Here is a 15471-nt window from a genome sequence, read left to right as displayed (position 1 = left end):
GACCAGCAGCAGACAAAACTTCCCCAATCATGGTCGTTGTGGTTGTTTTCCCATTTGAACCAGTAATACCAACAATCGGCGCATCTGAAATCAAATAAGCCAATTCCACCTCAGTCAGGACTGGAATCCCCTTTTCCAATGCTTTTTCGATCATGGGATTGCTATAAGGAATCCCTGGATTTTTCACCATCAGAGCAAAGTCTTCATCCAAGAGTTCCAAAGGATGACCACCTGTGATAACCTTGATCCCCTCTTCTAGCAAACTTTGCGCAGCAGGATTTTCCTCAAAAGGCTTGCCGTCATTAACAGTGACAATAGCACCCAGCTTGTCTAACAAACGAGCCGCAGACTCACCAGACTTAGCCAAACCTAAAACAAGTACTTTCTTATTTTTAAATTGATCGATTACTTTCATGTCTCAAACTCCATTTCTACTCCTACTATTTTACCATTTTTATGGAAATAATACTAAACGAAAATGCTCTAGCCCTCATTCTAGCATAGAAAAAGAGAGCCATAGCTCTCTTTCTTTTATCTTTTTTTACCCTTTTTTACTGGCATGAGCGTAATGTCTCTCAAGCTAAAGTAGGCTAGGGCCAGCATGGCGATTGTGACAAAGAATTCTGTCGGTAGTTGGAAGATTTGCAAGATGGACAACATCAGCAAAATCAAGAGTGCAACAACTACAAAGACCAAGATAACGATATTGACTGTTCCTTTGATACTTTGGGGTGTCGCAAATACATAGAGTAGTAATAAGAGTATCCCTATGATTAAATAGACCATCTTTATCTCTTTCTAGCTCTTATTCAGCTGATTTTTTCTTTTTATTGGCTTTCTCACGCTCTGCCTTGTTAAGGATTTGTTTACGCAAACGGATAGATTCAGGCGTTACTTCCATGTACTCATCATCGTTCAAGAACTCAAGAGACTCTTCAAGCGTCAAGATACGAGGTGTCTTGATAACCGCTGTTTGGTCCTTAGTAGCTGAACGGACGTTGGTCATTTGTTTAGCCTTAGTGATGTTAACTGTCAAGTCGTTTTCACGAGAGTTTTCACCGATAATCATTCCTTCGTAAACCTCAGTACCTGGGTTGACAAAGATTGTACCACGTTCTTCGATCGACATGATTGAGTATGTTGTAGCCTTACCAGCATCGATGGAAACAAGGGCACCACGGTGACGTCCACCAATTTCTCCTGGAATCAATGGCAAGTATTGGTCGAAGGTATGGTTCATGATACCGTAACCACGAGTCATTGACAAGAACTCAGTTGAGTAACCGATCAAACCACGCGCTGGAACCAGGAAGACCAAACGAGTTTGACCATTACCAGTTGAAATCATATCCAACATTTCACCCTTACGTTCAGAAAGGCTTTGAATAACAGATCCTTGGTATTCTTCTGGAGTATCGATTTGAACACGTTCAAATGGTTCACATTTAACACCATCAATCTCTTTTACGATAACTTCTGGACGAGATACTTGAAGTTCATAACCCTCACGGCGCATGGTTTCGATCAGGATAGACAAGTGCAATTCTCCACGACCTGAAACAGTCCATTTATCTGGTGAGTCCGTTGGGTCAACACGAAGGGAAACGTCTGTTTGCAATTCTGCTTGCAAGCGTTCTTCTACCTTACGAGAAGTCACCCACTTACCTTCTTTACCAGCAAATGGTGAGTTGTTGACTAAGAAAGTCATTTGAAGCGTTGGCTCATCGATGTGTAGGATTGGAAGGGCTTCAACTGCGTCTGTCGGAGTGATCGTTTCTCCGACAAAGATGTCTTCCATACCGGAAACGGCAATCAAATCACCCGCTTTGGCTTCTTGGATTTCACGACGTTCCAAACCAAAGAAACCGAAGAGTTTTGTAACACGAAAGTTCTTCGTTGTACCATCTAGTTTAGAAAGGGTAACTTGGTCCCCAACCTTAACCGTACCACGGAAGATACGTCCGATACCGATACGTCCAACGAAGTCGTTGTAGTCCAAGAGTGACACTTGGAATTGAAGTGGCTCATCAGAGTTATCTACTGGAGCTGGGATGTGTTCGATGATGGTATCAAAGATTGGCGCCATTGTTGCTTCTTGGTCAGCAGGATCATCAGACAAGGAAGATGTTCCATTGATAGCTGAAGCATAGACAACTGGGAAATCAAGCTGGTCATCATCTGCACCGAGCTCGATAAAGAGTTCCAAAACTTCATCTACAACTTCTGCTGGGCGAGCAGATGGCTTGTCGATTTTGTTGATAACAACGATTGGGACAAGGTTTTGTTCCAAGGCTTTTTTCAATACGAAACGGGTTTGCGGCATAGTCCCTTCATATGAGTCTACGACCAAGACAACACCGTCAACCATTTTCATGATACGTTCCACTTCTCCACCAAAGTCCGCGTGTCCTGGTGTGTCCATGATGTTGATGCGTGTGCCATTGTAAGCTACAGCAGTATTTTTGGCAAGGATGGTAATTCCACGCTCTTTTTCGATATCGTTTGAGTCCATAGCGCGCTCTGCCAACTCTGTACGAGCGTCCAATGTTGAAGATTGTTTCAACAATTCATCAACGAGGGTTGTTTTCCCGTGGTCAACGTGGGCAATAATGGCTACGTTACGGATATCTTCTCTTAATTTTGTCATGATTTCCTCTATAATATTTAAAATTTATTTTCTAACTGAGCAATTATACCACATTTTCAGTCAAATGACATAACTCAAGCAAGTGTAAATGTTTTCACTTTGCTTTTCTGACCATGTCATCCCTTTTCAAAGTCAGAGACTTATGATAAGATAGGCTGGTATGCGTTTAGATAGATTATTAGCCCAAGAAAAGATCAGTCGCAAGGCTATGAAACAGGTTCTATTAAAAAAAGAAATCCTAGTGGATGATTGTCCAGCTCGCTCCCTAGCCCAAAATGTTGATACAGGATTGCAAAAACTAGTCTTTCAAGGAAGGCAAATCCAAGGATATGAGCACAATTATCTCATGCTTCATAAACCTAACGGAGTCGTTACAGCTAGCAAGGATAAGAAACTGCCAACCGTCATGGACCTGCTTCCGCCTGACATCCAGTCGAATCAGCTCTATGCAATTGGTAGACTAGACCGCGATACGACAGGACTACTCCTTATAACAGACAATGGACCTTTAGGCTTCCAGCTCCTTCATCCTCAGTACCATGTCGATAAATCCTATCAAGTGGTAGTAAACGGACCGCTCATGTCAGAACATATCCAAAAATTCAAAGAGGGAATCGTCTTTTTAGATGGGACCACTTGTAAACCAGCTCAGCTCGAAATTCTGTCCTCAAGCCCAACAGAGAGCCATGCCTCCATCACCATTTCAGAAGGGAAGTTTCATCAGGTTAAGAAAATGTTTCTCTCAGTTGGTGTCAAGGTGACCTCTCTCAAACGAGTTCAGTTCGGTGATTTCACTTTAGACCCAGAACTAGCAGAAGGGCAATACCGTCCCTTGAATCCAGAAGAATTGGAAATCATTAAAAACTATTTAGAGAAAAGTGGATAAAAGAAAAAAGCTTTATGTTTAAAGCTTTTTTCTTTTTTGCTTATCTAAAAAATACTGCGACGGCTAGAATCCAGTTAAGAACAGAAACTACAAGTCCTACGATGTTGAGAATTTTTTCTGTTTGATAGTTTAGTCCAGATTCTTTTTGGTATGAAAAAGCCAAGACCAATCCTATGATCCCCAAAATCAGACCCACTATTGGAGAAAGCAAACCAAGGACGATAGATAAGATACCTAAAATAAGTGAAGGTTTTTTCTTTTGTTGTGAATTCATATTACAAAATCTCCTTAAATTTAATATAAATCATGATACCATAAAATGCAAGATTTATCTATCATTAAACAGTTTTTAACAGAATGTTAGCTCGTCTTGACCTTCCCAATCCAAGAATCCAATCCATAAGAAAGGATATAAATATCAGAGAAACCTTGCTTTTTCAGATAGAGGGCTGCATTGGTCACTCGTTGTCCACGTTGGTTTTCGTAGAGAAGGACAGGTTTATCCTTACGAAGGGCTGCAAGGCTTGACTTCAATTGACTTGAAGGAATATTGCGAGCTCCGAGGATATGTTTTCTGTGAAATTCTGCTGGTTCACGGACATCAATCAACTGCCCTTTTCGAATCAATGCTTCAAATTCTGCATTGTCCACAATCTTAGCCGCACGACGAATACGAAGGTAGTTATACCCCATCCATGCCGCCATCGCTAGTACGATTCCCCACAAAATCCAAATTGTCATAAGTTCTTATCTCCATTTTTCTCTATGTAGTCTAATTCTATCTTGTGCTCTCTACGAAGAACAGCTTCTGCCTCTAGATAGTCTAGCTTGTCCATCAGACCTGCATCATAGATCCGAGAGAGTTCGAGCTTCATCAGTTCAATATCATACAAGCGCTTCCCCACATAGACAATAATGCCAAACTGTTTGAGAAATTGCTGCACATCATAGAATGTTTTCATAGCTTTCATTCTAACAGATTTCAGACTTTTTTTCAATACCAGTTTGGGTCTTTCCTCTCTTCCCTTCATCTTCTTTGCTCATTCTTCACCAAGTGTGGTACAATAAAAGCATGAGAATTCAACAATTACACTATATTATCAAAATCGTCGAAACTGGCTCTATGAATGAAGCAGCCAAGCAACTCTTTATCACCCAACCCAGTCTCTCTAATGCCGTTCGAGATTTGGAAAATGAAATGGGTATTGAAATCTTTATTCGCAATCCCAAGGGCATTACCTTGACCCGTGATGGGATGGAGTTTCTCTCCTATGCCCGTCAAGTTGTCGAGCAAACCCAGCTTCTGGAGGAACGCTATAAAAACCCTGTCGCCCACCGCGAACTATTCAGCGTTTCTTCTCAGCACTATGCCTTTGTAGTCAATGCCTTTGTATCATTACTTAAAAAGAGTGATATGGAAAAATACGAACTCTTCCTTCGTGAAACTCGAACTTGGGAGATTATCGATGACGTCAAGAACTTCCGTAGCGAGGTCGGTGTCCTCTTTTTAAATAGCTACAACCGCGATGTTTTAACGAAAATGCTGGATGACAACCACCTCTTGGCCCACCATCTTTTTACCGCGCAACCCCATATCTTTGTTAGCAAGACCAACCCTCTAGCAAAGAAAGATAAGGTTAAACTAGAAGACTTGGAGAACTTCCCGTACCTGAGCTATGACCAAGGGACGCACAACTCCTTCTACTTCTCTGAAGAGATTCTCTCTCAGGAATACCACAAAAAATCTATCGTAGTCAGCGACCGTGCCACCCTCTTTAATCTCTTGATTGGTTTGGATGGTTACACCATTGCAACAGGGATTTTGAACAGCAACCTTAACGGAGACAATATCGTTTCCATTCCACTGGACATTGACGATCCGATTGAACTAGTCTATATCCAGCATGAAAAAACCAGCCTGTCTAAGATGGGCGAACGCTTTATCGAGTATCTACTAGAAGAAGTTCAGTTTGATAATTGATAAAAAATAAAAATTTAAAGGGAAAAAGAAAAAGTTAGGAAATAGAAAGTGAAAAAGATACTACTGACTAGTGCTCTGATTCTGTCAATAGCAGGATCTACTCTAGCACCCGTCTCTGCAGAAGAAAACCAATCACAAACTCCTTCTACAGTTAAAGAAAAGCAAACCAAAGATGATCAAAAAGATGCTATTATTAAGGAGAATACAGAACCCGAAGTTCTTCCAAAAGTAGATGCGCAAGAAGCCAAACCCAAAAAGGAGGGCTGGTACCAAGAAAACGACCACTGGCGTTTTTACCAAGATGATAAACCTGCTTTGAACTGGAAACAAATTCAAGGCAAATGGTACTACTTCGACCAAAATGGTAACCGTCTCCAGTCCACTATCTACAAAGGCTATGCCTTTGACCAAGACGGGGTTATGGTAGAAAATAGTTGGACCAAATTGGACAACCAATGGTATTATGCTGATTCCTCTGGACGACTTGCTCAGAACAGCTGGAAAAAAATTAACGGCTCTTGGTACTATTTTGACCAAACTGGAGTCATGCTGAGCAAGACAAGTATTGATGGCTATTTCTTAAGTCAAAGCGGAGCCATGGCATCACACGGTTGGCAAGAGGTCAATCAAGTTTGGTACTACGTTCTGCCGTCAGGAAAAATCTCTCAAGACAAATGGGAGAAAATCAAGGGTACTTGGTACTATTTTGACAAAGAGGGAAGAATGTTGAGCGAAACAACCTTCAAAGGCTACCTCTTTAAGAAGAGTGGTGCCTTGGCTGAAAACAACTGGGTTAAAATCAAGGATACGTGGTTCTATGCAAACGGGTCAGGGAGATATGTCCAAGAAAACTGGCAAAAGATTCAGGGTTCTTGGTACTCATTTGATCAGAATGGTGGAATGCTAGCAGACAAATGGCAAGGAAACTACTACCTCAAAACTAGTGGAGCCATGGCTGAGAAAGAATGGATCTTTGACAAGACTTATAAGAGCTGGTTCTATCTAAAAGCGAATGGTCATTATGCAAATCAGGAGTGGATCGGAGCTTATTATCTCAAGTCTGGTGGCTATATGGCCAAAAGCGAGTGGATCGATGATAGTCAAGACAAAGGGCGTTACTATTTGGATGAAAATGGTCGCTATGTCACAGGAATTCACAAGGTTTCTGGAAAAGACCATCTCTTCCAAAAAGATGGGAAATGGATTTCTGAAGTTTCAACTGAGGGTGGATTTGTAAAAGGCCAATACAGTAACACCATCTTCCTCGATCCCGGACATGGCGGACGAGATTCAGGCGCCTTTTACTACAATGTCGCTGAAAAAGATCTCAATATGCAAATCTACCGTAAACTTCGCACTAAGTTAGAAGAACTAGGCTACAAGGTCCTCACTTCTCGTGATAGTGATATTGACGTTGATTTTGTTACCGAACGTTCTCGTATGGTCAACAAAACCAACTCTGACATTTTTATCAGTATCCACTTCAATGCAACTGGAAGCGCATATTCAAAAGCGAGCGGTATTCAAACCTACTCCTATAGCGATGAACCTGATTATCCAAGTAAGATTAATCAATACTGGCACAACCATCCTGATCGCATTAGTGAAAGTAAGCGCCTCGCTGCTGCTATCCACTCCTCTCTCTTATCCGAAACAGGGGCTAAGGATGCTGGTCAGTTAGAAAGAAGTTTTGCTGTACTACGCGAAACAGCTAAACCAGCCGTCCTCCTTGAACTTGGTTATATGGATAATTTCACTGAAAGCCAACAAATCAGAGATAGTCGCTACCAAGATAAACTGGTGGCAGGCATTGTAAAAGGGATTCAAAAATATTACGCTGGTAAATAAAAATAAAGTCTCGAGAAACCTCGAGACTTTTCTATTTGTCTTCTTTTTTATCTTTATCAGGAAAGAGGTAGCCAAGTCCTACACAAGCTAGCACTCCCGCACCAATCACCAAACCACTTGAAATTGGCAAGAGATCAAAAATAGCATTTGCAATAATAAAGGCAATAATCAAGCACATCAGACTAGATTTATAGTCTTTTTTCAAAAGATTTTCTAGAGTGAAATAGAGGAATAAGCCAACTGGAATCAGTGACCAAAGGTTGACATCCAAGCTTGGCCATCCAACAGATCCGAAATACAATACTAGCGCTGCTGCTACTAAAAATACAAGTCCCAATAATTTTTTCATTTTTTGTCTCCATTTTCTTTTTTGGGTTCTTGAGTTGTCTGATACTGACCCCTCATGTCCCTTACATGAACCATTATAGCAGAGGAATTTTTCAAGAACAAGCCCTTTTGCCTATCTGGTCAATATCTCTGTCTAAGTGGTTGAGTATTTGTAACAAAAGAAAAAGAAGCCCGTTAGGGCTTCTTAATTCTACCGAGCACAAGAGCATTTCTGAACTAAGTGAATCTAAAGTTAGATTCTAAACTAATTTTTCTTTTCCTTTAACTCTAGAGAAGATTTGATTGCTTCACGTTCAGCTTGCAGTTGAGCTAAGTTCTTTTCTTCTTCCTCAAGTTTACTGGTATCTGGTTTCACACGATAATAAACATCTTCTGGTTTCATTAACATAGACCCATAATCTTGGCCCGAAAGTAGTCTTTCTTCAGCATGATTGCTTTTATCCGTAATCTTTCCATCATCAGCAGGTTGCATAACAACTCCACTTGGAACAGCAACTACTACAAATCCTCCAGCAACAGAATCTTTTACCCACGCACTGATAGAAGCTGTCTCAGGGTTACGACTATCTTGACCTTTAGATACCTTTAATCCAACTACAGATTCGTACTTTTGATCATTTGTAAACCAAGTCGCATCTACTTCTCCAGAATTCTTAATGATATATTCATTGCCAGATTGACTACGCCAAGTGCCTTCTAAACTAGACAAATCATTGTTCTTGATTGCTTCAATATCTAGTTTTGGAACGGTAGTTTCTTTCTTCAACTTGCTAACAAGTGCTTCTGCTTCCGTAATTTTGGTATCTAAAGCAGTCAGTTGATCCTTGAGTTTCTGAATTTCCTCTTGTTTATCCTTATCAGTTTCATCTGTTTTTCCTTGGCTTGTAGACGATTGACTTGTTGACTCTGTAGTTGAAACTGAAGACGATGCTTGATTTGGCTCTTTCTTTCCGATCAAAGAATTTGAAAAAATACTTACCAAGATGAGAGTGACTGAAGTAGCGAGTGCTAGGCCAATATAGATTTTTATATTTGGAGCCGACTTTGATTCAGACCGCTTAGGTCCATTGACCTCTTCAAATTGTTTTTCCCGTTCTTTCTTATTCATAATTTCTCCTTTTTGATTTATATTCAGGCAGGCTTACGATACTTCATTTGTTACTATCCAGGATATTTTATAATTTTTAGAAAATCTAAGCAAAAATTTCTAGAAAAATTAACTATAAAAACATCTCTAGATTGGTATCAAAACAAGTATTTATTACAATACATTATACCACAAAATATAAACCACAGTTTGTAATTATATTTTAAATAAGCCGAAGAAATGGATTTTAAACAGAACCCTTCTCCATTAGAAAAAGCCTGTCCTGAGACAAGGCTTTTACATATATCTCTTTAAAATCTCCTATTCTCATAGAAATTTAAACAATATATTTATAAATCAATATTTTCACAAAACTATGTCATCACCTCACTATCTAATCTCAGTACATAAACCATTTTTCTATAGCTTTTGTCTTAATCTTTATTTTTTCTCTTCAATCCAAGAAAAGCTCCTACTATAAACATGATTCCGGCAGCTAATAGTGTCTGGGCTCCGCTTGCTGTTCCGGTTCTTGGCAACTCATTAGGATTGTTACTAGTTGATTTACTATTGATGTTGGTATTTTTATTAGTTAAGTTCCCTTCTTCATTTAGATAAACGTTCTTGTTAATTTCAAAGTTTTTATCATTTTTATCAGAAACAATACTATTGACATCATTAGTTGAATTAGATTGTGTTTTTTCTTTCTTTTTCGATACATCAAAAGTAGGTTTATTTTCCTCCTCCTTTTTCTCCTCTATTTTCTTGAATACAGGTTTTATAAAGGTATCTTTTGATAGATTAAGAACATAGCCAGCGTCTTTTTTCCCTTCGAAACCAGAAATTTCCCAACCATCAAATTGGTATCCTTTTTCTAATTCACCCATATAGACAGGTAACATAAAATCTTCTTCCGACACTATCGTTGAACTCATTTCTTTTCCATTTTGAATGGTCACAGTTACCCTATGAGGTTTTAATTCACTTACCTCTCCCGTGTCTTTATTTAAAATGAATTCTTTTACGGTAGTATTTCTTGCAAAATCTTTCACAACAATCTTAATGTTTAGTGTCTTATCTGTTAGTTGTTTAATATCATCAAATGATTTATATTCTTTTCCATTTACATAAATATGTTGTTCTTGAATCTCACCATCGAATCCATTATTTCTCTTATCATTAATATTAAACACTACAGATTTTCCGTTAGCATATTCGATACTAGTATTTCCCTTAGGATCAATGCTTACTTCTGGTTTTACATTATCATATAAAAATTGATAGTGTACTCCAACCGCTTTCGCATTCAAATCGCTATAGCCAGTTTGAAGATAAACATTTCCATCCATATCTGTTACTTTATCTGGAAATCCGTTTGCTTTATAGTCTTTCATTCCCCAGTCCATGATATCACCGTCTTTAACATTAAGCTTAATGTTAAAATCTCTAGTGTTATCAATGTGTAAATCTCCGTAGATTAAATAATTATCTACAACCGATTCATTAACTCTCAACTCCCAGTTAAAACCACCCTTATCAGAAATCTTACCTCTTAAATAAAATTCTGGATTTCGTACATAAATTTTATTAGATTTAGATGGATTAAAGTAGTTCTTGTCCATTGAGAGGTTTACTGGTTTGGTATCAATAAATAACGTAGAGCCATCTTCTTTTATAGCTTCGACGTTGGACTTATCTTCTCCAGTGTACTCTTTACCATCCTTACCAAATAATACCAGTTTAGAAGGATCTGTTACAAGATTGCCATCTTTATCGATTGCTTCCCCTTTATCATTCATTTTAAATGTAAACACTTGATACCTTACAATGTTAAAGCCGTCCAAAGCCGACATTAATACTGATTGAGTACTTCTTCCATCTTCAACATTTCTACTATCAGCATAAATTATTTTTTCTGATAAGACTCTTAGATTAGGATTGGCCTTTTGTATTTTTGCTATATCTTCCTTGGTATAGACTCCATTCCCTTCTAACATATCCGTTTTTCCAGGATTATAGGTAGTCACTTTTAGTGCATAGCCTTTTCTTAGAATGATGTTATCCTTTAATAGATATTGTTGTTTTTCTGAATCAGAATAGATTTTACCAGATTCCATTTCCGTTAAATTGTTTGGTTTGTTTTTTGAAAGATCTCCTTCTCCTAATTCTATTACATTCCCATAACTTGATGCATACGGATATTCTGTTTTAGTTTCCTTATTTTTTTCAGGCATTCTAATTTTAGTTTCAGCTTTTATCTGATCACCATCTTTAACAAAAAATCTCATATCTCCTGCAAAAGCTAATCCATCCACAATATCATTAATATTAGCGTATAAATCAAATGTCATCGTTTTTGAATGTGAATCATACTTGGTCGTTTTGATTTCTATCGATTTATAATTATTGCCATAATATACCTTGGCATTTTTAGAAACATTACTGATCTTTCCAAGAATTTCAAAGTGTCCATCTTTAGACGGGTTTAGAATGCCATAAATTTTTGATTTGATTTCATCAAGTTTTTCAGTTTCATATTGTAAGGCACTACCATCGTCATAAGCAATGATATTTCCCTTATCATCGTATTTATAATCGTATTCCTCTATTCTCTTACCAGTTTCACTTGTAAAGTCATCAACTTCTCTGAATTTCTTTTTAATGAGTTTCTTTAAATCTTTGGTTTCAAAGTCTCTAATTGTTGAAATTGTTTTATGAATAGTCAAGCTAGATTTTTCTTCGGTAGCCTCTTCATTTTCTTGATGATGTTCTACTTCAGTTGTATCTTTTTTAAGACTATCCTCTTTTCTATTTTCTAAATTTTTAAATATAGATTCGGAAATCTCGCCAAGCTTTTGGTATTTAGATGAATCTTGATCAGGATCTACTAGATAATAGGAAATCATCCCCTTTTCATCAGCATGATCAGCAAATTTAATTCTATGAATCTTTGTGAAATTGCTAGAACCGTCTAATGCAATCACTTCAATGATTTTGCCTCTTAAATCTCCTGCACCTTTAATTTCATAAATGGTATTTCCGTCTTTGTCAAGTTTCCTATTTCTTCCTTGACCCTCACCTGCATAAGTGACTTCAAGATTTTTCTCAACCTCTCCATCTTCATTAACAAGAGCGGCGCCAGCATACCAAACTTCGTTGGCAATCTCGTCAAATTTTTCAGGATGTTCTTTTTGATCTCTCGCAAATAGCGTTTCATTCTTGTATTGCTCTTTGACCTTGTGATAAGTATCCTTTGTAATCAACTTAATTTTTTCAGGGTTTGAAAAATCAATTGAAACAATCTTTGGAGGGGTGTTATCAATTTTTACAGGAATATAGGAAACCTGCCATGGGTAATCCTTGGTTAATCTATATTTAAATTTATAGAAATATTGGCCTTCCGCAATCGGTTCAAATTGTCCTCGTATCTTAGTAGCAGGATCTTTTTTGTCATTACTTTCTGGGGCATTTTCTTCTCTACCTCTAGGGTTATAAATGAGTCCATCCCATTTCAAGTCACCCCAAACTTTTAGCTTAGAAGATTTAATGCCCTTTGCATCATTTCTTTTAGAGTTTAAAATTCCTTTAATAAAGTGTTCTCTCGAAATGACTTTTAAGTCTTTTTGATTTTCTCCCTCTTTATTTGTATTTACTATTGAAATCACCCCTTCTTCTGCACTTCTTAATACAAGTGGAGAAGGCGTTAATCCTCTCTCAAGTTGAGCATCTTGAGGATTTCCATTTGAATCTAAAGGATAAATTTTAGCAATATTAGAACCACTTGATGACAGTGCGTTGATTCCTTCGTTATTGAAAGCAAATAATTCTGGATTTTGATCTAGGGATGTTGTATTTTTATCTTTTCTATTTTGGATAACTCCTGCTGGATTAAATTTATCTATACCATGTTCTCCACCAATCCCCTTATTTAAGGTACCTGGAATTTTTGGTTTGCCATCATCATCATAACCTTCCATCGCTTTTGATTTTGACCCTTCTTCCCAGGCCCATTTATCAAGGATTGGTTCGTGGTTCCAATTCCCAGCAAATCCCATTAGAGGCATCGATAAAGATGGTTGGAAATTTTTTTCTTCCCGTTGGAGTTTAGAGCTTCCATTTCTTCCACTGACTCAAAATGAATAAATGATTCCACAAATTTATTTTTATTTTTTGCTTCCCCAACATTTATAACCGCATTTAAATCAAAGCTGGAATTTGGACCTATAGTGAAAGTGTCATGCTCAAATGTGATATTTGCTCCTTTGACTTTTTCTGGGTGAATTTCTGGAACAATTTGCTTCCCGTCCGGAGATTTTTCATCTTTGTATGTTTCATCGAGTTTTAGCCTATCAGTTAGAGCATCTGTAGTTACAGTTGATGCAGAAACTTTAAAGGTTAAAGGTCTATTTGAGGTATTGTGAAGCTTGATTGTAAAGTATTTTTTATCACCTTTTATTTCTTTAAGAGAAATGGAACCATATGAATTTACCAAACCTTTAGAATCTGTATTTTTGAAAGTCGCTACAACTTCATTTCTCAAAGCGTTGGCAACATTAATTAGCCCCGCTCCCTGCTGTCTAGGTGATGCAAAGTATTGACTCTTTTCTTTCCAAGAGGTTGCATCCATCATAGGTCTTGCAGTATTTTGTAGGGCTATTTTTGTAAGACTTGTAAGGTCTATTTTGTCATCTCCCTTAAGATTTTTCAAGACAGGTCTTTCAAGCAATTCCTTTAATTTTGGTCGAATCAAAACAGTAGAAGCTGCTACGATTGGAGTTGCCATGCTAGTTCCTGACATATAACCATAAGTGGATTTACCATTAATAACATTTAGAGTGGATTTAATATTTTTACCAGGTGCTGAAACATCCGGTTTTAAAAGCAAATCTGTTCTAGGTCCCCAAGATGTAGACCCAGCTGGAACTATAATATCTTCTTTATAAAGTTCTTTGTCTGTGTCAGCTGCAAAATTAAAGTCAATTTCTTTTTCATCACCTACATTTGGTTTATTAGAATTATAGCTTTCCATATCAATTGGATAGTATTGTTCTAAGTTATTTTTAAAATCTTCCTTATTATTTCTTTTGACTTCAGTTTTTTTATCAGGGTTAATCATGTTCCATAATTTTACACCATCATCTCCTGAAATTGAAAATACTTGACTTTTAGTCCCTTCATCCGCTTCATATCCCATAGCTGGAAGGTCTGTCCAATTATCTCTATTGTAGTAATTTACAGTATTTACAACCATAATGGCACGTGCGCCTTTATCCGTTGCTCTTTTAAAAGCATCTTTTAAATCCTTGGTATAAATTCTATCCATTACTGCAATTTTGCCCTTAAGATCCAAGCCTATCAAATCTTGGTCTTGACCTTTGCCTATATATACAAATTTTAATTTATTTGGAGTTTTTGAGCCATCCTCATTTGTTAGGATTTTATTTTTATCGAAAAAAGCACCTATATTTCTGTATTTAAAACTTTGTCCACCTATGTTAACTTTATCAAACTCAATGGTTTGATTTTTAGCAGAAGCGACCGCTATCGCATCTTCATGTGCGGCAGTTCGTGTTACATTTCCAGTATCTGTCATTTTCAGATTATTATTTGCTACTAAATCCCAAGAAGAACTTGAAGCAGAAGTCGCAAAGTTACCTGTAGCAACAACCATTGGGATTCCAGCTTTTCTTAATGCTCTAATAGCCTCCCAATATTTCTCGCCTACAAGACCTGTTCCTGTAAAACCAGATGATACCGAAACAACATCAACATTGTGTTTGATCGAATCTTCAATTGCATGAAACATTGTTTCATCACCCGCAAACCCAGATCCTGCGTCAGAGTACATTTTATAAGAGAAAATTTGTGCATTAGGCGCAATTCCATCTATGCCATTAAAGTTCTTGATGTCTTTTTCTGTATCATTTCCAGCAAGAATCCCTGCAATATGCATCCCATGTGGGTCAAAATAATCCCTACCATCATCATACTTTTCTACAGTGATTTTACCACCATTATAATAATTGAACGCATGAGGGATTTTATCACTCAACCAATAATTTTTATCAGTGCCTTTTAAGTCATCTTTTTTAAATTTCATCGAGTCTTTGGCATCATCATCGATCCTCATAGCCTTATGCCTATAATCTGTTCCAGTATCGATATTTGAAATGACCATACCTCTACCATCAAAATTTTTCCCAAATGGAGCATTGATAGACTTTAGGTAATCAATAGCTTCCTCAACTCCAATTTCCTTTCTGGCATGATTCATCATTGGTTGGAGTTTTTGTGACCTTTCAATCGACGAAACACCTTCTATTTGTTTAATTTTGTCCAAATTATCTGGAGTTGTTTCAATGGCAGTGCCATTAAAAATCGTATTATAGGTATATAAAACCTTTGTATCCTTCAGATTTGATAGTTCCTTTATTACCTTTTCTCCAGATTCTTTATCTTTAAATTCAGCAATATAGACAACTTTATTATCTTCTTTTTTCGGATTTTCTGTATCTTTATTTACAAATGAGTTCGCATCATCTCCTTTGGATTGATTGGAGTCTTCTTTGATACTTGCTCCTTCTTTACTAGTTTTTTTGTCTATCTCAGACTTTCTACTAACAACTTCTTTTTCCTCAATAACTGTTGTCTTCTTCTCCTCAGTATCCTTTGAA

Annotated in this window: 11 protein-coding genes and 2 pseudogenes; 3 read left to right on the top strand and 10 right to left on the bottom strand. The window is 37.4% G+C overall.

Annotated features, from left to right (window positions below):
* The 3 genes and pseudogenes from murD to typA form a co-directional block, all read right to left on the bottom strand.
* A pseudogene (murD, locus tag SORDD24_RS06135) lies at positions 1-415 on the bottom strand (UDP-N-acetylmuramoyl-L-alanine--D-glutamate ligase); the annotation flags it as partial.
* Positions 416-531: 116 nt separating this feature from the next.
* A complete protein-coding gene (locus SORDD24_RS06130; RefSeq protein WP_061408680.1) occupies positions 532-786 on the bottom strand; it encodes a DUF3165 family protein in 255 nt (84 codons plus the stop codon).
* 19 nt (positions 787-805) lie between these two features.
* Positions 806-2647, bottom strand: a complete 1842-nt coding sequence (gene typA / locus SORDD24_RS06125; RefSeq protein ID WP_061408676.1) for a translational GTPase TypA — start codon at positions 2645-2647, stop codon at positions 806-808.
* A gap of 160 nt (positions 2648-2807) precedes the next feature.
* On the opposite strand from typA, the gene SORDD24_RS06120 reads away from it, so the two are divergent.
* Positions 2808-3533, top strand: coding sequence for a 16S rRNA pseudouridine(516) synthase (locus tag SORDD24_RS06120; RefSeq protein ID WP_061408673.1), 726 nt, complete (start codon positions 2808-2810; stop codon positions 3531-3533).
* Positions 3534-3573: 40 nt separating this feature from the next.
* Here the strand turns inward: SORDD24_RS06120 and SORDD24_RS06115 are convergent, their stop codons facing one another.
* The 3 genes from SORDD24_RS06115 to SORDD24_RS06105 form a co-directional block, all read right to left on the bottom strand.
* Positions 3574-3807: a hypothetical protein gene (locus SORDD24_RS06115; protein ID WP_061408670.1), complete on the bottom strand. Its 234-nt coding sequence runs from the start codon at positions 3805-3807 to the stop codon at positions 3574-3576.
* A gap of 86 nt (positions 3808-3893) precedes the next feature.
* A complete protein-coding gene (locus tag SORDD24_RS06110) occupies positions 3894-4274 on the bottom strand; it encodes a rhodanese-like domain-containing protein (RefSeq protein WP_061408667.1) in 381 nt (126 codons plus the stop codon).
* Entirely contained in the window at positions 4271-4504 is a 234-nt protein-coding gene (locus SORDD24_RS06105) for a YqgQ family protein (RefSeq protein WP_002874361.1), read from the bottom strand. Before SORDD24_RS06105 ends, SORDD24_RS06110 begins: the two co-directional genes overlap by 4 nt.
* A 101-nt stretch (positions 4505-4605) precedes the next feature.
* Here SORDD24_RS06105 and SORDD24_RS06100 point away from each other — a divergent pair, with 101 nt between their 5' ends.
* A complete protein-coding gene (locus SORDD24_RS06100; protein ID WP_001222590.1) occupies positions 4606-5514 on the top strand; it encodes a LysR family transcriptional regulator in 909 nt (302 codons plus the stop codon).
* Positions 5515-5562: 48 nt separating this feature from the next.
* A complete protein-coding gene (locus SORDD24_RS06095; RefSeq protein ID WP_061408661.1) occupies positions 5563-7362 on the top strand; it encodes an N-acetylmuramoyl-L-alanine amidase in 1800 nt (599 codons plus the stop codon).
* 31 nt (positions 7363-7393) lie between these two features.
* Here SORDD24_RS06095 and SORDD24_RS06090 read toward each other — a convergent pair whose 3' ends face one another.
* From SORDD24_RS06090 to SORDD24_RS06080, 4 genes and pseudogenes are all read right to left on the bottom strand, one after another.
* Positions 7394-7711 (bottom strand): LiaF transmembrane domain-containing protein, encoded by a 318-nt coding sequence (locus tag SORDD24_RS06090; protein ID WP_061408659.1) that lies wholly within the window; start codon positions 7709-7711, stop codon positions 7394-7396.
* Positions 7712-7954: 243 nt separating this feature from the next.
* The gene (locus SORDD24_RS06085; protein ID WP_061408656.1) at positions 7955-8818 is read right to left on the bottom strand and encodes a DUF6287 domain-containing protein; all 864 of its coding nucleotides are present in this window, start codon (positions 8816-8818) and stop codon (positions 7955-7957) included.
* Between the two features lie 413 nt (positions 8819-9231).
* Positions 9232-9336, bottom strand: a complete 105-nt coding sequence (locus tag SORDD24_RS12030) for an LPXTG cell wall anchor domain-containing protein (protein WP_419579781.1) — start codon at positions 9334-9336, stop codon at positions 9232-9234.
* Between the two features lie 162 nt (positions 9337-9498).
* Positions 9499-15471, bottom strand: a pseudogene (locus SORDD24_RS06080) (S8 family serine peptidase); the annotation flags it as partial.

This window comes from Streptococcus oralis (genome assembly GCF_001579175.1).
GTDB lineage: Bacteria > Bacillota > Bacilli > Lactobacillales > Streptococcaceae > Streptococcus > Streptococcus oralis_O.
Note: the sequence above shows the minus strand (reverse complement) of the source record. Positions and strands in the feature narration are given on the sequence as shown.